The organism is Bradyrhizobium sp. GW821-FHT13H05 (assembly GCF_058804065.1).
The window spans coordinates 387096-410588 of the sequence record NZ_JBXAPO010000005.1; the positions used below are offsets into that span (position 1 = coordinate 387096).

General features: G+C 63.9%; 25 protein-coding genes and 1 tRNA gene. 11 read left to right on the top strand and 15 right to left on the bottom strand.

All coding sequences use genetic code 11. The annotated features are described in order from the left end of the window. Positions 1-140: 140 nt before the first annotated feature. The 11 genes from AC1RR3_RS18490 to aroA form a co-directional block, all read right to left on the bottom strand. Positions 141-1484: a bifunctional folylpolyglutamate synthase/dihydrofolate synthase gene (locus tag AC1RR3_RS18490; protein ID WP_492824543.1), complete on the bottom strand. Its 1344-nt coding sequence runs from the start codon at positions 1482-1484 to the stop codon at positions 141-143. Next, a complete protein-coding gene (accD, locus tag AC1RR3_RS18495) occupies positions 1481-2422 on the bottom strand; it encodes an acetyl-CoA carboxylase, carboxyltransferase subunit beta (protein WP_492824544.1) in 942 nt (313 codons plus the stop codon). Before accD ends, AC1RR3_RS18490 begins: the two co-directional genes overlap by 4 nt. 174 nt (positions 2423-2596) lie before the next feature. Further along, entirely contained in the window at positions 2597-3433 is an 837-nt protein-coding gene (trpA, locus tag AC1RR3_RS18500) for a tryptophan synthase subunit alpha (RefSeq protein ID WP_492824545.1), read from the bottom strand. Beyond that, entirely contained in the window at positions 3430-4647 is a 1218-nt protein-coding gene (gene trpB / locus AC1RR3_RS18505) for a tryptophan synthase subunit beta (protein ID WP_492824546.1), read from the bottom strand. Before trpB ends, trpA begins: the two co-directional genes overlap by 4 nt. Beyond that, positions 4644-5315 carry a phosphoribosylanthranilate isomerase gene (locus tag AC1RR3_RS18510; RefSeq protein WP_492824547.1) on the bottom strand — a complete coding sequence of 224 codons (672 nt, stop codon included), beginning with the start codon at positions 5313-5315 and terminating at the stop codon, positions 4644-4646. Before AC1RR3_RS18510 ends, trpB begins: the two co-directional genes overlap by 4 nt. Positions 5316-5379: 64 nt before the next feature. Beyond that, positions 5380-5772 carry a lipopolysaccharide assembly protein LapA domain-containing protein gene (locus tag AC1RR3_RS18515; protein WP_492824548.1) on the bottom strand — a complete coding sequence of 131 codons (393 nt, stop codon included), beginning with the start codon at positions 5770-5772 and terminating at the stop codon, positions 5380-5382. Positions 5773-5853: 81 nt separating this feature from the next. Beyond that, the gene (locus AC1RR3_RS18520) at positions 5854-6159 is read right to left on the bottom strand and encodes an integration host factor subunit beta (RefSeq protein WP_007598410.1); all 306 of its coding nucleotides are present in this window, start codon (positions 6157-6159) and stop codon (positions 5854-5856) included. Between the two features lie 171 nt (positions 6160-6330). After that, positions 6331-7311, bottom strand: a complete 981-nt coding sequence (gene sppA / locus AC1RR3_RS18525; RefSeq protein ID WP_492824549.1) for a signal peptide peptidase SppA — start codon at positions 7309-7311, stop codon at positions 6331-6333. A gap of 212 nt (positions 7312-7523) precedes the next feature. Continuing rightward, the gene (gene rpsA, locus AC1RR3_RS18530) at positions 7524-9230 is read right to left on the bottom strand and encodes a 30S ribosomal protein S1 (RefSeq protein ID WP_492824550.1); all 1707 of its coding nucleotides are present in this window, start codon (positions 9228-9230) and stop codon (positions 7524-7526) included. Between the two features lie 266 nt (positions 9231-9496). Beyond that, a complete protein-coding gene (gene cmk, locus AC1RR3_RS18535; protein ID WP_492824551.1) occupies positions 9497-10135 on the bottom strand; it encodes a (d)CMP kinase in 639 nt (212 codons plus the stop codon). Beyond that, positions 10132-11517 (bottom strand): 3-phosphoshikimate 1-carboxyvinyltransferase, encoded by a 1386-nt coding sequence (gene aroA / locus AC1RR3_RS18540; protein WP_492824552.1) that lies wholly within the window; start codon positions 11515-11517, stop codon positions 10132-10134. The genes cmk and aroA overlap by 4 nt, the downstream gene beginning before the upstream one ends. Positions 11518-11628: 111 nt before the next feature. Here aroA and AC1RR3_RS18545 point away from each other — a divergent pair, with 111 nt between their 5' ends. The 3 genes from AC1RR3_RS18545 to AC1RR3_RS18555 all read left to right on the top strand — a co-directional run bounded on the left by AC1RR3_RS18545 (position 11629) and on the right by AC1RR3_RS18555 (position 12604). Continuing rightward, positions 11629-12036: a TIGR02300 family protein gene (locus tag AC1RR3_RS18545; RefSeq protein WP_008141220.1), complete on the top strand. Its 408-nt coding sequence runs from the start codon at positions 11629-11631 to the stop codon at positions 12034-12036. A gap of 96 nt (positions 12037-12132) precedes the next feature. Next, a tRNA-Ala gene (locus AC1RR3_RS18550) sits at positions 12133-12208 on the top strand. Positions 12209-12367: 159 nt separating this feature from the next. Then, complete coding sequence (locus tag AC1RR3_RS18555) at positions 12368-12604, top strand: GIY-YIG nuclease family protein (protein WP_492824553.1); 237 nt, start codon at positions 12368-12370, stop codon at positions 12602-12604. A gap of 5 nt (positions 12605-12609) precedes the next feature. Here AC1RR3_RS18555 and AC1RR3_RS18560 read toward each other — a convergent pair whose 3' ends face one another. Further along, positions 12610-13068: a MarR family winged helix-turn-helix transcriptional regulator gene (locus tag AC1RR3_RS18560; RefSeq protein ID WP_492824554.1), complete on the bottom strand. Its 459-nt coding sequence runs from the start codon at positions 13066-13068 to the stop codon at positions 12610-12612. Positions 13069-13221: 153 nt separating this feature from the next. Here AC1RR3_RS18560 and AC1RR3_RS18565 point away from each other — a divergent pair, with 153 nt between their 5' ends. The 8 genes from AC1RR3_RS18565 (at position 13222) to AC1RR3_RS18600 (ending at position 20656) form a co-directional block, all read left to right on the top strand. After that, positions 13222-13647 carry an organic hydroperoxide resistance protein gene (locus tag AC1RR3_RS18565; protein WP_014490914.1) on the top strand — a complete coding sequence of 142 codons (426 nt, stop codon included), beginning with the start codon at positions 13222-13224 and terminating at the stop codon, positions 13645-13647. 174 nt (positions 13648-13821) lie between these two features. Continuing rightward, positions 13822-15024, top strand: coding sequence for a CaiB/BaiF CoA transferase family protein (locus AC1RR3_RS18570; RefSeq protein WP_492824555.1), 1203 nt, complete (start codon positions 13822-13824; stop codon positions 15022-15024). A gap of 397 nt (positions 15025-15421) precedes the next feature. Then, a complete protein-coding gene (gene ugpB, locus AC1RR3_RS18575; RefSeq protein ID WP_492824556.1) occupies positions 15422-16738 on the top strand; it encodes a sn-glycerol-3-phosphate ABC transporter substrate-binding protein UgpB in 1317 nt (438 codons plus the stop codon). A gap of 45 nt (positions 16739-16783) precedes the next feature. Then, positions 16784-17665: a sn-glycerol-3-phosphate ABC transporter permease UgpA gene (gene ugpA / locus AC1RR3_RS18580; protein WP_492824557.1), complete on the top strand. Its 882-nt coding sequence runs from the start codon at positions 16784-16786 to the stop codon at positions 17663-17665. Next, entirely contained in the window at positions 17665-18513 is an 849-nt protein-coding gene (gene ugpE, locus AC1RR3_RS18585; protein WP_492824558.1) for a sn-glycerol-3-phosphate ABC transporter permease UgpE, read from the top strand. Before ugpA ends, ugpE begins: the two co-directional genes overlap by 1 nt. Before the next feature lie 12 nt (positions 18514-18525). After that, positions 18526-19611, top strand: a complete 1086-nt coding sequence (locus AC1RR3_RS18590; RefSeq protein ID WP_492824559.1) for a sn-glycerol-3-phosphate import ATP-binding protein UgpC — start codon at positions 18526-18528, stop codon at positions 19609-19611. 295 nt (positions 19612-19906) lie between these two features. Further along, positions 19907-20332, top strand: coding sequence for an Hsp20 family protein (locus AC1RR3_RS18595; protein ID WP_492824560.1), 426 nt, complete (start codon positions 19907-19909; stop codon positions 20330-20332). Positions 20333-20383: 51 nt separating this feature from the next. Further along, entirely contained in the window at positions 20384-20656 is a 273-nt protein-coding gene (locus AC1RR3_RS18600; protein ID WP_129270350.1) for a BQ00720 family protein, read from the top strand. Positions 20657-20940: 284 nt separating this feature from the next. Here AC1RR3_RS18600 and AC1RR3_RS18605 read toward each other — a convergent pair whose 3' ends face one another. The 3 genes from AC1RR3_RS18605 to hpf form a co-directional block, all read right to left on the bottom strand. Further along, positions 20941-22059 carry a tetratricopeptide repeat protein gene (locus tag AC1RR3_RS18605; protein ID WP_492824561.1) on the bottom strand — a complete coding sequence of 373 codons (1119 nt, stop codon included), beginning with the start codon at positions 22057-22059 and terminating at the stop codon, positions 20941-20943. 120 nt (positions 22060-22179) lie between these two features. Further along, complete coding sequence (ptsN, locus tag AC1RR3_RS18610; RefSeq protein ID WP_008141251.1) at positions 22180-22641, bottom strand: PTS IIA-like nitrogen regulatory protein PtsN; 462 nt, start codon at positions 22639-22641, stop codon at positions 22180-22182. 229 nt (positions 22642-22870) lie between these two features. Then, entirely contained in the window at positions 22871-23482 is a 612-nt protein-coding gene (gene hpf, locus AC1RR3_RS18615) for a ribosome hibernation-promoting factor, HPF/YfiA family (RefSeq protein ID WP_492824562.1), read from the bottom strand. Positions 23483-23493: the final 11 nt, after the last annotated feature.

The following is a 23493-nucleotide window of genomic DNA, read 5'->3' on the forward strand; positions in this document are numbered from 1 at the left end:
GGCATTCTCTCTTGCCCCGGACGCAGCACAGCGCTTCTTCGGCGGTGCGCTGCTGAGCCGGGGCCCATGTTGCGGCATGCTGGGTCCCGGCTCTGCGGCGCAGCGTTGCACGCTGCACCGCGTCCGGGACACGAGACCTGCTATGCAGGAGGCGTGCCGTTGAGGCCTAGCACATGGCCAGCGAGATACAGCGAGCCGGTGATCAGGATGCGGGGCGGCACTTCGTAGGCGAGCTTCGCCAATGCGCGCAACGCGGCCTCGACGCCGGGCGCGATCTCGATGCGCATGCTAAGGCTGCGCGCGGCATCCGCAAGGCGGTCGACCGGCATCGCATTCTCGGTATCGGGAATCGGCACCGCGATGATGTGACGGGTGAGCCCGGCGAAATTGGCGAGAAAGGCTTTCGCGTCCTTGTTGGCCATCATGCCTGCGATCACGACCAGCGGCCGCGACACCCGCTCTTCGAGATCGCCGAGCGCGGCCGCCGCGACGCGGCCACCTTCGGCATTGTGGCCGCCGTCGAGCCAGATTTCGGAGCCCTGCGGTCCCCACGAGAGCAATTCGCCCGACGTGATGCGCTGCATCCGCGCCGGCCATTCGGCACCGAGGATGCCGGCCTCGAACGCCGCTTGATTGACTTTGAAAGTCTGGATCGCGCGCAGCGTCGCAATTGCGAGGCCGGCATTGTCGAACTGGTGGCGACCGAACAGGCGCGGCGCGGCGAGATCCATCAGGCCGCGATCGTCGGAATAGACCAGACGCCCGTGCTCGACATTGACGTGCCAGCTTTCGTTCGCGGCAAACAGCGGCGCGCGCATGCGCTTGGCCTGCGCCTCGATCACGCCCATCGCCTCCGGCGACTGCTCGGCGCAAATCACGGGCACGCCGCGCTTGATGATCGCAGCCTTCTCGCCGGCAATCGATGTCAGCGTGTCGCCGAGAAAGTCCGTGTGGTCCATGCTGACAGGCGTGATCACACAGGCCGCCGGCGCATCCACGACATTGGTCGAATCGAGCCGCCCGCCAAGACCGACCTCGAGCAGCACCGCATCGGCCGGGTTCTGCGCGAACAGAAGAAAGGCCGCGGCGGTCTTCAGCTCGAACACGGTCGCAGGCTCGCCAGCATTGACGCGCTCGACCTCTTCGAGTGCAGCGCGCAATTCGTCGTCACCGACGAGCACGCCGCCGCCGACGCGACCGAGCCGAAAGCACTCGTTGATGCGGACCAGATACGGCGAGGTGTAGGTGTGGACGCGCAGGCCTGCCGCTTCGAGCGCGGCGCGCAGATAGGCAACCGTCGAGCCCTTGCCGTTGGTCCCGGCGACATGGATCACCGGCGGCAGCTTGCGTTCGGGGTGACCGAGCCGCTCGAGCAGGCGGTGCATCCGCTCGAGGCCGAGATCAATGCGCTTCTGATGCAGGGCCGACAGCCGCCCGATCAATTCACCGAGCGACGGCTTTGCACTGTCAGGGGACGCGTTCACGCGTGAGGCGCGGCCGGCGCCGTCTCGGCGGCCGATACGATCTGCGCCGGGCTGACGACCGGCTGCACCGATTTCGACGCGCTCTCCAGCGCCGGCGCCTTGGTCAGCAAACGGCAGAGCCGCGCCAGCGTCGGGCGCAGCTCGTGGCGATGCACGACCATGTCGACCATGCCGTGCTCTTTCAGATATTCGGCGCGCTGGAAGCCTTCCGGCAATTTCTCACGGATGGTCTGCTCGATCACGCGCGCGCCGGCAAAGCCGATCAGCGCGCCGGGTTCGGCGATCTGCACGTCACCCAGCATCGCGTAGGATGCGGTGACACCGCCGGTGGTCGGGTTGGTCAGCACAACGATGTAGGGCTGCTTGGCCTCACGCAGCATCTGCACGCCGACCGTGGTGCGCGGCATCTGCATCAGCGAGAGGATGCCTTCCTGCATGCGCGCGCCGCCTGACGCGGCGAACACGATGAACGGCGACTTCTTCTCGACTGCGAGCTCAAGCCCGCGCACGATGGCCTCGCCTGCGGCCATGCCGAGCGAGCCGCCCATGAAATCGAAATCCTGCACGGCGACGACGACGGCCGCGCCTTCGAGCTTGCCGTAGCCGACCTTGATCGCATCGTTCAGGTTGGTGCGCGCGCGTGCGTCCTTGATGCGATCGACATACTTCTTCTCGTCGCGGAATTTCAGCGGGTCGGGCGTGACGTCAGGCAGCGCGACATCGTACCAGGTCTCGTTGTCGAAGATCGATTTCAGACGCGCCACCGCGCCCATGCGCATGTGGTAGTTCGAGCCGGGAATGACGAACTGATTGGCCTCGACGTCCTTGTAGAACACGAGCTGCCCGGAATCCGGACACTTGATCCACAGATTCTCCGGCGTCTCCCGCCGCAGCATGTTGCGGATCTTCGGCCGGACCACATTGGTAAGCCAGTTCATGGTTTGCTCCGATGTGCTGGCCCCCGCTGGGGACCGCCTGAAGGGATATATGGCGGCCGGGCCTCGGCCCGGCAAGCCGCCGTGTCGTCCGCCTTAGAGCATGATCCGGAAAAGTGTGAAGCGGTTTTCCGACAAGATCATGCTCAAACTAAAGAGCTAAAGCGGAATTATGGCCTATTCGGCCGCTTGTTTCGCAGCCCTGACGCCTTGGGCCAGCGCCGCGGTCAGCTCCGCCACGGCGTTAACGGTTTTGGCGGTCGCGCGGCCTTCGGCATCGAGGCTGTTCTTGAGCGCGTCGACCAGCGCGGTGCCGACCACCGAACCATCAGCCTTCTCGGCAATGGCGCGCGCCGCCTCCGGCGTGCGGATGCCAAAACCAACGCAGATCGGCAGCTTGGTATGCCGCTTGATGCGCGCGACGGCTTCACCTACGGCGTTGGCGTCCGCCGCCGCCGCACCGGTGATGCCAGCGATGGAGACGTAATAGACAAAGCCTGATGTGTTCGAGAGCACCGCGGGCAGGCGCTTGTCGTCGGTGGTCGGGGTCGCCAGGCGAATGAAATTCAGGCCCGCCTTCAGCGCGGGAATGCAGAGCTCGTCGTCTTCCTCCGGCGGCAAATCGACGATGATCAGGCCGTCAACGCCTGATGTCTTGGCGTCAGCCAAAAACTTGTCGACGCCGTAAATGTAGATCGGATTGTAATAACCCATCAGCACCAGTGGCGTGAAATTGTCGTCCTTGCGGAAATCGCGCACCAGGCCCAGCGTCTTCTTCAAGGTCATGCCGTTCTTGAGCGCGCGCAGACCTGCCGCCTGAATCGAGGGACCATCCGCCATCGGATCGGTGAAGGGAATGCCGAGTTCGATGATTTCGGCGCCTGCCTTGGGCAGCGCCTTGACGATCTCGAGCGACGTCGTGAGATCGGGATCGCCGGCCATCACATAGGTGACAAAGGCCGCGCGGCCCTGCTTCTTCAGCTCGGCAAAACGGGTATCGATACGCGTGGTCACTTGCTCTTGCCCCTCAGGATGTCGCCGACCTGCGGAACGTCCTTGTCACCGCGGCCGGAGAGATTGACGACCATCAGGTGGTCCTTCGGCCGCTTCGGCGCGAGCTCCATCACCTTGGCGATGGCGTGCGCGGGTTCGAGCGCGGGAATGATGCCTTCCAGCTTCGACAGCAGCTGGAAGGCGGCGAGCGCCTCGTCGTCGGTCGCGGAGAGATAGTTCACGCGGCCGATCTCGTGCAGCCAGGAATGCTCGGGGCCGATGCCGGGATAATCGAGACCGGCCGAGATCGAATGCGCGTCCTGGATCTGGCCGTCGGCATCCATCAGCAGATAAGTGCGGTTGCCGTGGAGCACGCCGGGGCGGCCGCCTGCGATCGAGGCCGCGTGCAGCTGCGTCAGTCCGTGGCCTGCGGCTTCGACGCCAAAAATCTCGACGGTGGAATCGTCGAGGAAGGGATGGAACAGGCCCATCGCATTCGAGCCGCCGCCGATGCAGGCGACCAGCGAATCCGGCAGGCGGCCTTCGATCTCCTGCATCTGCGCCTTGGTCTCGTTGCCGATGATCGACTGGAAGTCGCGCACCAGCGTCGGATAGGGATGCGGACCCGCCACCGTGCCGATGCAGTAGAAGGTGTTGTGCACGTTGGTGACCCAGTCGCGCAGCGCCTCGTTCATCGCGTCCTTCAGCGTGCGCGTGCCCGACTGCACCGGGACCACGGTTGCGCCCAGCATCTCCATGCGGATGACGTTGGGCTGCTGCCGCTCGACGTCGACCGCGCCCATGTAGACAATGCATTCGAGACCGAAGCGCGCGCACAACGTCGCGGTGGCGACACCGTGCTGCCCGGCGCCGGTCTCGGCGATGATGCGCTTCTTGCCCATGCGTCGCGCCAGCATGATCTGGCCGAGCACGTTGTTCACCTTGTGCGAACCGGTGTGGTTGAGCTCTTCGCGCTTGAGGTAGATCTTGGCGCCGCCGAGATGCTCGGTGAGACGCTCGGCGAAATAGAGCGGCGAGGGCCGGCCGACATAGTTCTTGAGATAGCCGTCCATCTCGGCCTGGAAGGCCGGATCGGCCTTGGCCGCGGTGTAGGCCTTCTCCAGATCGAGGATCAGCGGCATCAGGGTTTCGGCGACGAAGCGTCCGCCAAAGATGCCGAAATGGCCGCGCTCGTCGGGGCCGCTGCGGTAGGAGTTTGGTTTGGCGATGTTCATCGGACGCTCAACTCTTGGCTAGCATCTTGGGTGGCGCGCGCGGCGCGAATGAAGGCCTTGATCATTTCGGGATCTTTCACGCCAGGAGCGCTTTCGATGCCGGAGGACACGTCGACGCTGCCAGCGCGGGTGACGCGAAGGGCTTCCGCGACGTTGTCGGCATCAAGCCCGCCCGAGACCATATAGGGCAATTTCAGATCGAGATTTTCCAGCAGATGCCAGTCGAAGGGCGCACCGAGGCCGCCGGGCCGCGTCGCATCCTTCGGCGCACGCGCATCGAACAGGATGCGGTCGGCGACCGCGGCATAGCCTGATAGCACGGCGAGATCGGCCGAGGTTGCGACCGGTACCGCCTTCATCACCGGGCGGCCGAACTTCTGCTTGATGTCGCGCAGCCGCGCCACGCTCTCACTGCCGTGGAGCTGGAAGATGTCCGGAGACAGCGCATCCATAATGTTGTCGAGCGTGGCATCGTCGGCATCGACGGTGAGCGCAACCTTCAGCGCGCGCCGCTTCACCTGGCGGCCGAGATCCCGCCCGGTCTCCAGCGACACATGCCGCGGCGAGGGTGGAAAGAACACGAACCCCACCATGTCCGCGCCAGCGCCGAGCGCGACGTCGAGCGTCTCGCGCGTGGACAGGCCGCAGATTTTGACAAGCAGGGACATGGTCTCAAAGCGGGTCAAGGCCGCAAGCTGCGGCCGGGAAACGGGTTTTCGGTTGGGGCCGCTTCTACAACGTCGCGCGCTGCTTGTCTCGCCCGATGGCCCCGTAAAGACCCACCCCGGCGGGGACGGGAAGGCGCTGGGACTCGGGCTTCGCTACGGCCGCCTGGGCCCGCAGATCAGCCAGTTCGCCCCTCGCAGCCCGGGCATCCGCCTCATGCCGGCGCGCGGCGCGCCGCCAGTGCCGCTGGCCGAACCAGACGGCACAGCCACCGGCAACGACCCCGAAGGCAGCCACCAGGATCAGAAGCAGGAACAGCGGCATGGTGAGCGAAAATGACGGGTCGTTCGACACGAAGGGGTCGAACGAGACCGTGACGAAATGCCGGTTGGCAACCGCAAAGGTCACCAGGATCAGGCCCAGCGGAAGCACGATCAGCGCGGTCAGGAACTTTCGCATCGCGATCGCTCGTCTTGAATCAAGCTTGCTGCCGCATCATGCGGCCGTTCGTTTAAGCCCGGACGACAGTCGGCGACGGCCTTAATCTGGCGCGCCGGGATCCGGATGGTCGCGGTTCAGCCGTTCGCGCATTTCCTTGCCGGTCTTGAAGAACGGTACGCTCTTCTGGTCGACGGGCACATGGGCGCCAGTGCGCGGATTACGCCCGGCGCGTGCAGGGCGATGTTTGACCGAGAAGGCACCGAAGCCGCGCAACTCGACGCGATCACCGCGTGCGAGAGCCGCTACGATCTCTTCGAGAATCGCATTCACAATGTTCTCGACATCCCGCTGGTACAGATGCGGGTTGTGCTCGGCGATACGCTGAACAAGTTCGGATTTGATCATCGAGAGATAGGACCCGGAAGCGTGCGGATGACCATTTCCGTGAAAATACCGTGATCTGTCAAGACGCTAAATGAAGGTTGAGCGTCGTGAAAATGCGTGACAAATGCCGAAAAAGCGGGCTGCCCCGGCACTCGTCAGACGAGAAAATCCTTCGGAACTCGCTTGCACCAGTCAGTTTGACGCGGCGGGCTGCCACAAAGCCAGCATTCCATCCATTCCGAGCCGATCGACCGCCTGCGCGACGCCGGTTTGCCCGATCTGATGCGCAATCGAGCCTAAACCAAGCGCTTCCAGCGTGACGACAGCAGCTGTCTTGAGGAACGGCAGATCGCTAAAGCGCGGCTGGAGCTTGTAATCACGCACGGTGAGCCCCTTCTTGACGCCCTTCTGCTCCTCGAGCCAGGTCACCGCCGCCTTCTCGTCGCCGAGCTGATCAATCAGCTTGAGATCGATCGCCTGGCGTCCCGTGAAGACGCGGCCATCGGCAACTTTTTCGAGCTGCGTGTCATCCATGCCACGGCGCTGCTTCACCAAATCCTTGAACCAGGCATAGGAGTCCTTCACCAGCGCATCGAGCGCGGCGCGCGCTTCGGGGCTGGTCGGCTCAAAGCCGTTGGGCGCGGCCTTCAGCGGGGAGGACTTCACCTCCTCGACCTTGACGCCGACGGTCTTCAGCAGCTCCGAGACGTTCGGAAACTGGAACAACACACCGATCGAGCCGACCAGCGAGCTCTGCTGGGCGATGATGTGGTCGCTCGCGATCGCCGTGATGTAGCCGCCGGAAGCGGCAAGGCCCTCGACCACGACGACGAGCGGCTTCTTCGCTTTCAGCCGCACAAGCGAATCGTAGAGCTGCTCGGAGCCGGCAGTGGTGCCGCCCGGCGAGTTGATGTGAACGATGACGGCGGCGGCCTGCGAATTCTCCAGCCGCTCAAGCGCCTGGGTGCGATCGGAATCGCTGCGGATCAGGCCCTCGATCTGGACCCGCGCGATCGCGCCGGCGGAGGCGAAGGTGCCACGCGTACCGGGCGTCACGACCAGCGCAAAACCCGCAATCGCCGCGATCGCGATCAGCGCAGCCACCACGCGCCAGAACGTCAATTTACGACGGATCCTGCGGCGATCGACGATGATGTCCGAATCGAGCGACATCGGAATATCTCCAAATGAAAGGCCGCGGGCGTTGTGCCGTCACAACGTGACCAATGGCTTGTCTGAATACATCAATTGCGGCGCAATTTGAAGAAAACAAGGCCTGCGGCCTGTAGCCCGGATGGAGCGAAGCGTAATCCGGGCTACGGATACGCAACAAAAAAGCCCCGGCTCGCGCCGGGGCTTTGATGTCAGCAAAACAAACGTTTCGCTTATTTGCTGTCGCGGTTCTTGAGCGCGGTGCCGAGGATGTCGCCCAGCGTCGCTCCCGAATCGGAGGAGCCGTACTGCGCGATGGCTTCCTTCTCTTCGGCAACTTCGAGCGCCTTGATCGACACCTGGACCTTGCGGGCCTTCTTGTCGAACTGGATCACGCGGGCATCGACCTTCTCGCCGACGGCAAAGCGTTCGGCGCGCTGGTCGTTGCGGTCACGCGCGAGCTCCGAGCGCTTGACGAACGTGGTGAAGTCGGTACCGGCGATCTTCACCTCGATGCCGCTTTCCTTCACTTCGAGCACTTCGCAGGTCACGACGGCGCCCTTCTTGACATCGCCCGGCTCGGCGAAGGGGTCGCCTTCGAGCTGCTTGATGCCGAGCGAGATACGCTCCTTCTCGACGTCCACATCGAGCACGACGGCTTTCACCACGTCGCCCTTCTTGTAGTTGTCGATCACCTGCTCGCCCGGAAGCTTCCAGTCGAGGTCGGAGAGATGGACCATGCCGTCGACGTCGCCCTCGAGGCCCAGGAACAGACCGAACTCGGTCTTGTTCTTGACTTCGCCCTCGACCACCGAACCGGTCGGGTGACCTTCGACGAAGACCTCCCAGGGGTTGCGCATGGTCTGCTTGAGGCCGAGCGAGATGCGGCGCTTGACGGAATCGACTTCCAGCACCTGCACGTCGACTTCCTGCGAGGTCGACACGATCTTGCCGGGGTGCATGTTCTTCTTGGTCCACGACATCTCGGAGACGTGGATCAGGCCTTCGATGCCCGGCTCGAGTTCGACGAACGCACCGTAGTCGGTGATGTTGGTGACGCGGCCGGTGAAGCGGGCACCCAGCGGGTACTTGGCTTCGATGCCCTGCCACGGATCATCCAGCAACTGCTTCATGCCCAGCGAGATGCGGTGCGTCTCGTGGTTGATCTTGATGATCTTGACCTTCACGGTCTGGCCGATCGAGAGCACCTCGGTCGGGTGGTTGACGCGGCGCCACGCGATGTCGGTGACGTGCAGCAGGCCGTCGATGCCGCCGAGGTCAACGAACGCACCGTAATCGGTGATGTTCTTGACCACGCCGTCGATGACCTGACCCTCTTCGAGGTTCTGCACCAGCTCCTGGCGCTGCTCGGCGCGGGTCTCTTCGAGAACCGTGCGGCGCGACACCACGATGTTGCCGCGGCGGCGGTCCATCTTGAGAATCTGGAACGGCTGCGAGTTGTTCATCAGCGGCGCAACGTCGCGGATCGGACGGATGTCGACCTGCGAGCGCGGCAGGAAGGCCACGGCACCGTCGAGGTCGACGGTGAAGCCGCCCTTGACCTGGTTGAAGATGACGCCGTTGACCTTCTCGTTGTTCTGGAAGGCCTTCTCAAGCTTGCCCCAGCTCTCTTCGCGGCGCGCCTTGTCGCGCGACAGCACGGCTTCGCCGAGGGCGTTCTCGATCCGATCGAGGAACACTTCCACCTCATCGCCGACCTTGATCTCGCTCTCGCGGCCGGGGCCGGAAAATTCGCGCAGGGCAACGCGGCCCTCGGTCTTCAGGCCGACGTCGATGACGGCCATGTCCTTTTCAATTGCAACCACCTTGCCCTTGACGACGGAGCTCTCCTGCAGGTTGCCACCTGCGAAGGACTCGTCGAGCATCGCGGCGAAATCGTCACGCGACGGGCTGTAGGTATCAGCAGAAATCGAAGCCATTTGTTCTCCAGTTGCGGATGTCTTGCCGGCCGTTGGGTTTTTGGGCGTATCGGGCGTGCAGTGTCGGAAGGTCCACAAAACCTTCGAGCGACCGCTCGTTGCCCCGGCCTTAAGACCGGAACAGCGGAAGCGGGCCGGCTGGGCCCGCACGTTCGATACGTGGAAATCTTTTGTCCGGAGCCTGGATCGCGTCGGCCCCAAACAGGGACCGAGAGTATCGACCTCAAAGAGCGGGAGCGGGCGCTTCCTCCAATGACGGCCGCGGCTTAACCCCGCGACCGGCCCGCTCGGACGGCCTCGATAATGTCGATGGCGGCCCGGACGCCGCCTTCTATATCCAGTTGGGAGTTATCTAGCAAGTAAGCATCCGGGGCCGGTTTCAAGGGCGCAATCGGCCGGTTCTTGTCCCGTTCGTCGCGCCGGATGATGTCGGCGAGCACCGCCGCCTCATCCGCCTCCTCGCCCCTTGCCCTGGCCTCCATGGTCCGGCGATGGGCGCGGACCCTGGGGTCGGCCACGACGAAGATCTTCACGTCGGCATGGGGGCAGATCACGGTTCCAATATCCCGGCCATCCAACACCGCCCCCGGCGGATCGGCGGCGAACTGGCGCTGGAAATTGAGCAGGACCTCGCGAACCCTGGGGATCGCCGAAACGATCGAGGCGCCCTCACCAGCCTCCTGGGTCTTCAGGGCGGGATTGCCGAACTTTTCGGGGTCGAGCTCGAACGCAGCCTGCACTGCGGCCGCCTCATCCCGGAGATCATGACCGGACTCCATCAGGGCATAGGCCACCGCGCGATAGATCACGCCGGTATCGAGGTGACGATAGCCATAATGGTGGGCGAGACGCTTGCCGAGCGTCCCCTTGCCCGAGGCCGCGGGCCCGTCGATAGCGATGATCATGAAAACTCGGCCCCAAGCGAACGCATCATCGGAATGAAGTCCGGGAAGCTGGTGGCGATGAAGGCGGTGTCGTCGACGGTCACCGGCTGGTCGGAGGCGCAGCCCATCACCAGCGCCGACATCGCGATTCGATGGTCCATATGGGTGGCGACAGTGCCGCCGCCGGGGACGTGGCCGCGGCCTTCGACGATCAGATCGTCGCCGGACACCTCGACCTTGACGCCGTTGACGCGGAGCATGTCGGCGGTGGCTTCGAGGCGGTCGGATTCCTTGACGCGCAGCTCCTGCAGGCCGCGCATGATGGTCGTGCCTTCGGCGAAGGAGGCCGCCACCGCCAGCACCAGATATTCGTCGATCATCGAGGGCGCGCGCTCCGGCGGCACCTCGACGCCGCGCAATTTTGAAGCACGCACGCGCAGCTGCGCCATCGGCTCGCCGGCATCGCCGCGCACTTCGCTTTCCTCGATCGAGGCGCCCATTTCACGCAGCGTCGTGAAAAGACCGGTGCGCAGCGGGTTGGTCATGACGTCGGACAGCACGATGTCGGAGCCTTCGACGAGCAGCGCCGCAACGATGGGGAATGCCGCGGAAGAGGGATCGGCGGGCACCACAACAGTGGCGCCATGCAACTCGGGCTGGCCCACCAGCGTGATGCGGCGGCCGTGCTGACCCTCCTGCACCGAATTGATGTCGGCACCAAAATGCTTCAGCATCAGCTCAGTGTGATCGCGGCTGGCTTCGCTCTCGATCACGGTGGTGGTGCCCGGCGCAGCCAGGCCCGCGAGCAGCACCGCCGATTTGATCTGGGCCGAGGCGACCGGCGTCTTGTAGGTGATCGGCAACGGATCGCGGGCGCCCCGGACGGTCAGCGGCAGCCGGCCGCCCTCTCCGCCGGAGACGACCCTGGCGCCGATCTTTTCGAGCGGATCGAGGATCCGGCGCATCGGACGGCTGCGCAGCGAGGCGTCACCGTCGAACACCGCCGAGATCGGGCAGCCGGCCACGGCACCCATGACCAGCCGGCAGCCGGTACCGGAATTGCCAAAATCCAGCGCCGCCTTGGGCTGGGCAAAGCCGCCGACACCCACCCCGTTCACCTTCCAGGCGAAATCGCCGGTACGCTCGACCGTCGCACCCAGCGCCTGCATGGATTTGGCGGTGTTGAGGACGTCCTCGCCCTCAAGCAGGCCCGTAATCCGGGTTTCACCGACCGCGAGCGCGCCCAGGATGAGGGCGCGGTGGGAAATCGACTTGTCCCCGGGCACCCGTACTTTCCCGGTCAGGGGGCCGCTGGCACGCGACTTCAGCGGCGTGGGCTTGTCGGATTGGGTCAAGATTGTGTCCTTGGATGCACCCTGGAGGCTCGCGGGCAGGTACCACATGGTCTCCCCGACGTCACGGGCATGTCGTTCTCTCGTAATGCGCTATTGACAGCGGGCCGCCAACTAGCCAAGTGAAACACCGCTTTTCAGACATTCCAGGATTCCTCTGCCGTGGCCAAGTCCGAACTCGGAACCAAACGTATTTGCCCGACCACGGGCAAAAAGTTCTACGACCTCAACAAGAATCCGGTGATCTCGCCCTACACCGGCGAAGTCGTGCCGATCGCGCCCGTGGCGCCGGCCCGCGTGCCTCGTGGCGCCGAAGCCCGCCATGCAGCAGCCGCCGATACCACGCCGGAGCCGGCCGAGGTCGAGGAGGTCTCGCTCGAGGAGGCCGATGCCGAAGAGAACACCGGCAAGGTGAAGGCCGTCGTGCCCGAATCGGAGGACGATATCGAGGTCGACGAGACCCTCGATGACGACGATGACGATGATTCGACCTTCATTGCCGACGAAGAAGAAGGCGATGAGGACGTGACCGACATCATTGGTGACGTCGGCGGTGATGAAGAGACTTGAGATCAGCCCTGATCTGTGAAAAAGGGTGCACCGCGCGAGTCGCTCAGGGCTCGCCGGCCGGGAAGGATCCCCCAGGATCCTCCCATCTGGACTTAAGGGGCCATAGCTCAGCTGGGAGAGCGCTTGCATGGCATGCAAGAGGTCGGCGGTTCGATCCCGCCTGGCTCCACCAGCCTTCGCTCGCTTCGCGAGCTTCGGCTCGGCAAGCCTGGGGAAGTCCCTCGTAGCGAAGCTAGCGAAGGCTGCCGCGGCGTAGCCCAAAGGGCGAAGCCGGGCTTCAGCAGATAAAATGCGGATGTAAGCTCCTCTCTCGACAACTGGGGAGCGTGCCGTGAAATACGTCTACATCCTCGAGAGCCTCGATACCCTGCACTTCTATGTGGGCATTACCGACGACCTGCGCGCCCGACTGGCAAAGCACAACGCTGGCGAGGTGCCCCACACTTCCAAATACGGGCCTTGGCGTCTGAAGACCTACGTTGCGTTCAGCAACGAGCAGCAGGCCGTCGCCTTCGAGAGGTACCTGAAGTCCGCGTCGGGTCGCGCGTTCGCCAAGAAGCGCCTCTGACGGGCCTACTCCCCAATCACCGCATTCAGCCGATCGCGCAGCGCGACGATCTCGTCCTTCATCGCGACCAGCTCCGAGACCGAGCAGTCCGATGCCGCCAGGATCGACTGCGGCACGGCACGCGCCTTCTCCTTCAGCGCGTGGCCCTGCGGCGTCAGCGCGATCAGCACTTGCCGCTCGTCCTCGCTCGAGCGGGTGCGCTTGACGAGATGGGCGGCCTCAAGCCGCTTGAGCAGCGGCGTCAGCGTGCCCGAATCCAGGAATAGCTTCTCGCCGATGTCCTTGACCGGCACGTCGTCGCGCTCCCACAGCACCAGCATCACCAGATATTGCGGATAGGTCAGGCCGAGCCGGTCGAGCAGCGGCTTGTAGACGCGGTTGAAGGCATGCGCGGCCGAATAGACCGCGAAGCAGATCTGGTTGTCGAGGCGCTGCGGGTCCAGGGTCGATATTTTCCGGGGCATAGAGAATCTCACGCGGTTTCCTCCATTCTGGGGCCGGCCGGCGCCACATTCAATTGCGAACAATTAAATGTGAGGCATGCAAATTTCAATTGCGCACAATCTAATTGTTTGCGATAGAGGCTGCACCCCAACCGGAAGACCGAGGAGACGAAAATGTCCGTGAACGTCCTCTACAAGACCAGCGCAAAAGCCACCGGCGGCCGCGACGGCCATGCTGCGACCCTCGACGGCGCGCTCGACGTCAAGCTCACCACGCCGAAGGAGCTCGGTGGCGGCGGCGGCGCCGGCAACAATCCCGAGCAGCTGTTCGCGGCCGGCTACGCCGCCTGCTTCATCGGCGCGATGAAGTTCGTGGCCTCGCAGGGCGGCCCGAAGGTTCCGGCTGACGCCTCCGTCACCTCGACCGTCGGCATCGGCCCGCGCTCGGCCGGCGGCTTCGGCCTCGACATCGACCTCGCCGTCTCGCTGCCGGGCCTTGCCCGCGCCGAGGCCGAGGCGCTGGTCGAGAAGGCGCACCAGGTGTGCCCCTATTCCAATGCCACGCGCGGCAATGTCGACGTTCGCCTGACGGTCGTCTGATCACACGGCGAATTGGCCGGCCCGAGATCCCCCTCGGGCCGGCCGCTTCCGCTGATTTCCCACATTGCGGGATTGCGCGGCGGCGGCGCATGCGGCCCTACGCGGCAGCCCATTGCTGGCGCAAAAAAACCTCGCTAGGCCTGTGATCAATATCGACACAGGGGAAGCGAAGGCATGACTGAAGCCGTTTTGGGCGCAATGAGCGGACTGCGCGTCATCGATCTCACGCGCGTGCTCGGCGGTCCCTACTGCACCCAGATCCTCGCCGACCACGGCGCCGACGTCATCAAGGTCGAGCCGCCCGCCGGCGATGAGGTGCGCGACTGGGGCCCTCCCTTCCACGAGGAGGACGCGGCCTATTTCATCGGCATCAACCGCAACAAGCGCTCGATCGGCCTCGACCTCGCCTCCGAAGGCGGCCGCATCGTGCTGCTCAAGATGCTGGAGACGGCCGACGTCCTGATCGAGAATTTCAAGCCGGGCACGCTGGAGAAATGGGGCATCGGCAACGATGTGCTCAGCACAAAATTCCCGCGCCTCGTGCATTGCCGGATCTGCGGCTTCGGCGCCGACGGTCCGCGCGGCGGCAATCCCGGCTATGACGCCATCATCCAGGCGATGACCGGCATGATCGCCGCGACCGGCTCGCCCGAGAGCGGGCCGATGCGGATCGGCGTGCCGCTGGTGGACATCGGCACCGGGCTCTATGCGGCGATCGGCATTTTGATGGCGCTGTCGGAGCGGCAGCGCTCGGGCAAGGGCCAGTTCCTGGAGACGACGCTGTACGAGACCGGCCTTGCCATCATGCATCCGCACACCGCGAACTATTTCATGCATGGCAAGCCGCCCTCGCTCACCGGCAACGAGCATCCGAACCTCGTGCCTTACGCGATCTTCCCGACCAAGACCGACAACATCTTCATCGGCGTCGGCAATGACGGCACCTTCCGCAAGCTCGCCAAGGAGATCGGCAAGCCCGAGCTCGGCACCGATCCGCGCTTTGCCCGCAACAAGGACCGCATCGCCAATCGCGAGGCGCTGCGCGCAGAGTTGGCCGCCGTGTTCAGCCAGCACGAGGCCGAGCCGCTGTGCAACCGTCTGCTCGCGGCGGGCCTGCCCGCAGGCCCCGTGCAGAAGATCGACCAGGCGTTGCAGAACCCGCACACGATCGCCCGCGGCGATATTATCGAGAAGGATTGGTACAAGGGCGTGGCCTCACCGATCCGGCTCGATCGCAGCAAGCCGAGCCTGCGCCGCCTGCCGCCGAAATTCAGCCAGCACGCGGCGGAGGTGCTGGGCGAGTTCGGGTATTCGAAGGCGGAGATCGACGCGATGGTCGAGAAGGGCACCGTCTGCGGCCCCGAGCGCAAGCGCTAAAGCCTGGAGCGCAAGTGCGCTCCCTCTCCCGCTTGCGGGAGAGGGTTGGGGAGAGGGTATCTCCGCATCGGGACGATCCCCAAGAGGACAGAGCCCTCACCCGGCGCGCGGACGATGCTTCGCATCGCCCGGGACGCGCCGACCTCTCCCGCAAGCGGGAGAGGTGTTCGAGCCCGTGGCCTGAGTGTCCGCATCATCCAGGTAATGCCGCACTGCGGCGCGACCCACGCGCGTGCAGCGCGAACGGAGGAGGCTGCCCGCTTCGCCTCCGCCTATTTGACGGCTTCCCTTTTCCCGCGCTTGCCGCTTTCGTTTCGGCCGCTTACACAGTCATGTGAACGTCATATGGCGCTGCTAGCGCAAGCGATCTTTTTGACGGCCAAGGGAGGTTTACTTGATGGCTCTTCGACACTTTGGGGCGGCTGCCGCATTTGCACTCACGGTCGGCATGTCGGCCTCACCGGCCCTGGCCGTGACCGAGATCCAGTGGTGGCACGCGATGACCGGCGCCAACAACGACGTCATCGTCAAGCTCGCCACCGACTTCAACGCGTCGCAGACCGACTACAAGGTGATCCCGACCTACAAGGGCAACTATCCCGACACGATGAACGCCGGCATCGCCGCGTTCCGCGCCGGCAACGCCCCGCACATCATGCAGGTGTTCGAAGTCGGCACCGCGACCATGATGGCCGCGACCGGCGCCGTGAAACCCGTCTACAAGCTGATGGCCGAAGCGGGCGAGAAGTTCGATCCCAAGATCTACCTGCCCGCCATCACCGGCTACTACTCGACATCGAAGGGCGAGATGCTGTCGTTCCCCTTCAACTCGTCCTCGACCGTGATGTGGGTCAACCTCGACGAGCTGAAGAAGGCGAATGTCGAGATCCCCAAGACCTGGCCCGAAACGTTCGAGGCCGCCAAGAAGCTGAAGGCTGCGGGTCATGACACCTGCGGCTTCTCCGGCTCCTGGGTCACCTGGGTCAATCTCGAGCAGCTCTCCGCCTGGCACAACGTACCGCTCGCCAGCAAAGCCAACGGCCTCGACGGCTTCGACACCGTGCTCGAGTTCAATGGACCGCTTCAGGTCAAGCATCTCGAAACCCTGGTCGAGCTCCAGAAGACCAAGACGTATGACTATGCCGGCCGCACCAACACCGGCGAAGGCCGCTTCACCTCAGGCGAATGCCCGATCTACCTGACCTCGTCGGCGTTCTTCGGCAACGTCAAGGCGCAGGCCAAGTTCAACTTCACCGCCGTGCCGATGCCGTACTACCCCGACGTCCAGGGCGCACCGCAGAACTCGATCATCGGCGGCGCCTCGCTCTGGGTGATGGGCGGCAAGTCGGCCGACGAATACAAGGGGGTCGCAAAATTCCTGACCTTCCTGTCGGACACCGATCGCCAGGTCTACATCCACAAGGCCTCCGGCTATCTGCCGATCACCAAGGCGGCCTACGCCAAGGCGAAGGAAGAGGGCTTCTACAAGGATCAGCCCTATCTCGAGACCCCGCTGATCGAGCTCACCAACAAGGAGCCGACCAACAATTCGCGCGGCCTGCGTCTCGGCAACATGGTTCAGCTGCGTGACGTCTGGTCGGAAGAGATCGAGCAGGCGCTGGCCGGCAAGAAGACCGCCAAGCAGGCGCTCGACGCCGCCGTCGAGCGCGGCAACACGATGCTGCGTCAGTTCGAAAAGACCGCCGTAAAATAAGGCGAAGGCGCCGGCAGGCCACGCGGCCTGCCGGTGCCGTCCATCATGCAAAAGCAAGCCATTTTCCAATCCAGGCTATTGCCTTACGCGCTGGTCGCGCCGCAGCTCGCGATCGTGCTGGTTTTCTTTTATTGGCCGGCCTTGCAGGCAGTGATCCAGTCGTTCCTGCTGCAGGATGCCTTCGGCCTCTCGACCACCTTCGTCTGGTTCGACAATTACATCGAGCTCTTCAAGGATCGCGCCTATTTCGAAGCGATCGTCCGGACCTTCTTCTTCTCGTTCGCGATCGCCGTCTCGTCGCTGTCCCTTGCGCTGCTGCTCGCCGTGATGGCGGACAAGCCGCTGCGCGGCTCGATGCTCTACCGCACGCTGCTGATCTGGCCTTATGCGGTGGCGCCGCCCGTGGTCGGCGTGCTCTGGATCTTCATGCTGCATCCCTCGCTCGGCGTGCTCGCGCGCTATCTGCGCGCGCTGGGCGTCGACTGGAATCCGCTGCTCGATGGCGACCAGGCCGCGGCACTGATCATCCTCGCCGCCGCCTGGAAGCAGATCTCCTACAACTTCCTGTTCTTCCTCGCCGGCCTGCAAGCGATCCCGAAGAGCGTGTTCGAGGCCGCCGCGATCGACGGCGCGCGGCCGATGCGGCGGTTCTGGACCGTGACCTTCCCGCTGCTGTCGCCGACCATCTTCTTCCTGCTGGTCGTCAACATCGTCTACGCCTTCTTCGACACCTTCGGCATCATCGACACCATGACTCGCGGCGGCCCTGGAACGTCGACGGTGACGCTGGTCTACAAGGTCTATTCCGACGGCCTGCTCGGCGGCAATCTCGGCAGCTCGGCGGCGCAATCGGTGATCCTGATGGTCATGGTGATCGTGCTGACCGGAATCCAGTTCCGCTTCGTCGAACGCAAGGTGACCTACTGATGGTCGAGGACGAAGGCATCCGGCGCTACGTCGCCCATTTCATCCTCTGGATCGGGATCGCGATCGTCGCGTTCCCGGTCTACATCGCGATCGTCGCATCGACCCAGGACAACGCGCTGATCGCGAACGGGCAGATGTCGCTGCTGCCGGGCGGGCATTTCTTCGAGGTCTACTACCAGACCATCTTCGTCGGCACGAGCGGCTCGACCCGCGAGCCGGTCGGCAACATGATGCTGAACTCGCTGGTGATGGCGCTGTTGATCGCGGTCGGCAAGATCGCGATCTCGATCATCTCGGCCTATGCGATCGTGTATTTCCGCTTTCCATTCCGGATGCCGATCTTCTGGATCATCTTCATCACCTTGATGCTGCCGGTCGAGGTGCGCATCTATCCGACCTACAAGATCGTCGCCGATTTGCACATGCTCGACAGCTATGCGGGCCTCGCGCTGCCGCTGATCGCGTCGGCGACCGCAACGCTGCTGTTCCGCCAGTTCTTCATGACCGTGCCGGACGAGCTGCTGGAAGCCTCGCGCATCGACGGTGCCGGGCCCCTGCGCTTCTTCTGGGACACGCTGTTGCCGCTGTCGCGCACCAACATGGCGGCGCTGTTCGTGATCCTCTTCATCCTCGGCTGGAATCAATATCTCTGGCCGCTGCTCATCACCACCCGCGACGACATGCAGACCATCCAGGTCGGCATCCGCAAGATGATCACCACCACCGACGCGCTGACCGAATGGCCGATCGTGATGGCGACCGCCGTGCTGGCGATGCTGCCGCCGGTGTTCGTCGTCGTCGTCATGCAGAAATTGTTCGTGCGCGGCCTGGTCGAGACGGAAAAGTAGAAGCGAGTTTTCATGGCTAACGTCACCCTGCGCAACGTCCGCAAGACCTACACCGGCGGCTTCGAGGCCATCAAAGGCGTCAACGTCGACGTCGCCGACGGCCAGTTCTGCGTGCTGGTCGGTCCCTCCGGCTGCGGCAAGTCCACCCTGCTGCGCATGGTCGCAGGCCTCGAGACCGTCACCGGCGGCGAGATCGACATCGGCGGCCGCGTGGTCAACCAGATCGAGCCCGCCGATCGCGACATCGCGATGGTGTTCCAGAACTACGCGCTCTATCCGCATATGAGCGTGTTCAACAACATGGCCTACGGCCTGCGCAACCGCGGCATGAAGGAGGCCGAGGTCAAGACTCGCGTCGACGAAGCCGCGCGCGTGCTCGAGCTCACCTCGATGCTGGAGCGCAAGCCGCGCCAGCTTTCCGGCGGCCAGCGCCAGCGCGTCGCCATGGGCCGTGCCATCGTACGCCAGCCAAAAGTGTTCCTGTTCGACGAGCCGCTCTCCAATCTCGACGCAAAGCTGCGCATCGCGATGCGCGTCGAGATCCGCAAATTGCAGCGCCGGCTGAAGACGACGTCGATCTACGTCACCCACGACCAGCTCGAGGCGATGACGCTCGCCGATGTGCTCGTCGTGATGAATGGCGGCCAGGTCGAGCAAATCGGCAATCCGCTGGCGATCTACGAGAAGCCGGCGACGACCTTCGTCGCCTCCTTCATCGGCGCACCGCCGATGAACCTGATGTCGACGCGATCAGACGAGATCAAGTCGCAGCTCAGTGGCAGCGCGAGTGAAGCCGGCATCCTCGGCATCCGCCCGGAAGATTTTGTCATCACCGACCAGACGCCCGCCGGCGGCGTCGCGCTCCCGCTGACCGTGGAAGCGATCGAGCGGGTCGGCGCCGAAACCTTCATCTATGGCTCGCGGGCGCAGGACGAGCAGCGCATCGCGGCCAATCCCGGCGAGCTGCCGCCCGGCGAGGTCATCGTCCGCATTCCCGGAACCGAGGCCCCCGCCATCGGTGAGAGGATCCGCGTCGCCGCCGTGCGGCCGAAGCTGCACCTTTTCAGCGGCGACGGGCGGACGCGGATCGAGGCCTGAAGGGTTCCGCGAGGGTCGGCGAACAAAAATGCGAAAACAACCCCATGCACAGTAGAAGGGGTGTTGTTTTCATTGGGATAAATCGCCCTGCCAATTCGTCCTGCCATGCGCCCCCGGGCCGCGCCAAACTGTAAGCATTTTGTGCGATGGCAGAGGGCGGGCGGCGTCTCGCCCCATCCACAGGCCCCCCGCTACGTCCTTGAACCCCCACGGGGATATGCCCATATTGCTGACCAAGGGGCGCCGTTTCAGGGCCCTGAAATGCCAAAGTCGCTTCGAGAGGACTTTGTAAACTATGTCTCGTGTTCCCACGCTTTCCAGTCCGTTCCTTCTGGGCTTCGACGAGATCGAGCGCGTGCTCGACCGCGTCGTCAAAGGCGCCGACGGTTACCCTCCCTACAATATCGAGAGGTGCGGCCAAGCGGACGGCCAGCCCGAGCGGTTGCGCATCACGCTGGCGGTCGCCGGATTCACCCGCGACCAACTCGATGTAACCATTGAGGAAAACCAGCTCGTGATCCGCGGGCGGCAGCAGGACGACAAGACCCGGCAATACATCCATCGCGGCATCGCCGCGCGCCACTTCCAGCGCACCTTCGTGCTGGCAGAGGGGATGCTGGTGCTGGGTGCGGATCTGAAGAACGGGCTGTTGTCGGTCGATCTTGCCCGGCCTGAACCGGAGAGGATCGTTAAGACAATCGCTATCAATGAGCACGAATAATGGAACGAGTAGCGGACTCGACCGCTTAGTTTCTGTGAAGGAGTCGAGACCATGAGTGAAGGTCACGTTGTGTTCGAATACGAAGCCAGGAACGCCTCGCCCGAGACGCTGGCGAACCTCGGCGAAGGTCACATCGCCTATGTGAAGCAGATCCGCTCCGAAGACGTTCCGGGCCTGTTTCCCGAAGCGCCGAAAATCGCGCCGGGCCTCAAGCTCTTCGCACTCCACGCCGCCGACGGCACGCCGATCATGCTGACCGACAGCCGCGAAGCCGCGGTCGCCAACGCCTGGAGCAACGAGCTGCAAGCGGTAAGCGTGCACTGAGCGCACGGACGTCGCACGAATAGGAATTCAGACGGGCATGCCTTCGCACGAAGGCGTGCCCGCTTTTATTTGATCCGACGGTGTTTCCGCGTCGTCATTGCGAGCGCGCCGCTCTCGTGTCCCGGACAAGCAGCAACGCACAAGCGTTGCTGCGCAGAGCCGGGACCCAGAAGGCAACACGGGAAGGCGCAGTGACATGGGCCCCGGCTCTGCAGCGCACCGCTGAAGAAGCGCTGCGCTGCGTCCGGGGCACGAGAGCGGAGGTGCACGCTCACTCGAAGCTGCTATTTCACAAACCCCAACCCTTCGCGCGCCGTGTCCACGGCCCATTTGTCGTTCGGCGGCAGTGCGAGCACGCTGTTGAAATCAGCGCGCGCGTGTTTGGTGTCGGACATCATCATGTAGAGGAGAGCCCTGTTGACCAAGGCATCCTGGTCTCTGGGATTGATTCGAAGCGCTTCGTTGTAATCGGCGAGCGCGCGATCGTGCTCTCCCATTTCGCGCAACGCCATGGCCCGATTTTTATATCCCGTCGCATTTCCCGGCTGCAGCCTGATCGCTTCATCGAAATCGGCAACGGCACGTTTATCGTCGCCCTTCTTGTGCCAGGCGAGCGCGCGAGCGGAATAGGCCCTCATGAAAGTCGGATCGAGCCTTGTGACCTCGTCGAACTCCTGGATGGCACCATCGGCGTCGTCCCTCTTGAGAAGAACGACGGCCCGGCAAAAGTGGCCCCCGGCGCTCCCTGGCTCCAGACGAATCGAGTTGTTGCAGTCGTCGAGAGCCGCATCGAATTCGCCCTTGTTGACACGGACGTTGCTTCGCAGCTCGTAGGGCCATGCGGCGGCCGGATTCAGTCGCATCGCTTCGTTGTAATCGGCCACCGCGCGATCGGTATCGCTCTTCGCCGCATACGCCTGCCCTCTCATGAGGGTCGCAAAGTAGATTTGCTTGGGATTGCGTTCGATCGCCTCGGTGAACCCGGCGATGGCGAGATCCAAATCGCCCTTGTAGAAATATTCCTGCGCCCGCGAGGTGTAGGACGGTCCGTAGCTCGGATCGAGGCGAATGGCTTCATTGTAATCAGCCATCGCGTGAACCCGATCACCCTTGGCCGAATAGGCGCGGCCGCGGCAGTTGTAGGCGCGGCCGAAATTCGGATCGATCCGGATCGCGGCGTTGCAATCCTCGAAGGCGCGGTCCCGATCGCGCTTCATGTAATAGGCTTCGCCGCGCAGCTCGTAGGCCTGCGCATTGGTCGGTTCGGCCGCGATGATCGCGGTCTTTTCCGCGATGACGCGATCATTCGACGCGTCGTCGGCGCGGGCCACTGTCGTAGCTGCAATGGTGACCGAGCAAGCCAAACCCAGACCGAACACCCGGCCGATCAAACCGCAATTCATGTCGCAACATTCCCAGCGCCGAAACCGTGCCGGCCGCAGATGGACGTGGCGACGAAATATCGCAGCGTCCGGCTGCACAATAAGTCGCAGACGGCGCGGCGCGGGTTCGAACGAGGAGGGTTAAGCCGCGGTCGCCGGCGGCAGGGCCAGCACCGAATAGATCGCCTGGGCGTCGCGCGAGGCGCGGAGCTTCTTGGCGATGTCCTGGTCGCGGAGCAGGCGGGCGATGCGGGCGAGCGCCTTCAGATGATCGGCGCCGGCACCTTCGGGGGCCAGCAGCAGGAAGACGAGATCGACCGGCTGGCCGTCCATCGCCTCGAAATCGATCGGGCGATCGAGACGGGCGAACAGACCGAAAATCTTTTCCAGCTTGGGCAGCTTGCCGTGGGGAATGGCGACGCCATAGCCGACCGCGGTGGTGCCGAGCTTCTCACGCTGCAGCAGTACCTCGAACACGGAGCGTTCGTTCTGCCCGGTCAGCTCGGCGGCCTTGGCCGCGAGCTCCTGGAGCGCCTGCTTCTTGCTGTTGACCTTCAATGCCGGGAGAATCGCCTCGGGCGCGACCAGATCGGTAATCGGCATGGATGGTTTCCGAGGTGAATTAAACCGTCAGGTTCCGAATTGGCCTGCTCAGTCAAACCGAGCCGGGCCGGCGTCAAGAAGGTGAAGCAGGAGGGGGACTTAGCCCAAGTCCCGTTAGGTCCTGATGTGGGGCGCTTCTACTCCAACGCAATCCCGGTGCCAACTCCCGCGTGCGGCTTTGCCACGGTCATTGTTAAGGGCTGCGGATCGTACGGGGCCGGTCCCGGCCCTAACCGCCCGCTTTGCCGTCGGCCTTGGCCCCCGGCGGGTCGATCCAGCCCACATTGCCGTCGGCCCGGCGGTAGATGATGTTCACCCGGCCGCTGGAACCATGCTGGAATACCAGGCAGGGTGCCCCGCTGAGGTCCAGTTCCATGACGGCCTCGCTGACCGAGAGCAGCTTCAGGGAGGTGGTGGCCTCGGCGATGATCACGGGGCTGTAGCCGGTGACCTCCTCCTCGTCCTCGCCTTCGCCCGGCGCCTCCAGCACGTAGCTGGTGGCATCCATGGCGGCGAGCGCGGCGGAGGCGACATGGGCCTTGCGGGCCGAGCGGTCCTTGAGCCGGCTCTTGTAGCGCTTGAGCCGCTTCTCGATCATGATCAAGGCTTGGTCGGCGCTGGCATAGGCGTCCGGCGCGTTCGAATCGGCCTCCAGCGTAATTCCCGAATCAAGGTGCAGCGCGCAATCGGTGCGGAAGCCGAAACCGTCCTTGGAGAGCGTGATGTGGCCGGAATAATTGCCGTCGAAATATTTGCGCAGGACCTCTTCAGTCCGGTCGGAAACGCGGCCGCGCAGGGCCTCGCCGACGCTGACGCTCTTGCCCGAAATCCGAAGAGTCATGTGATGCCTCG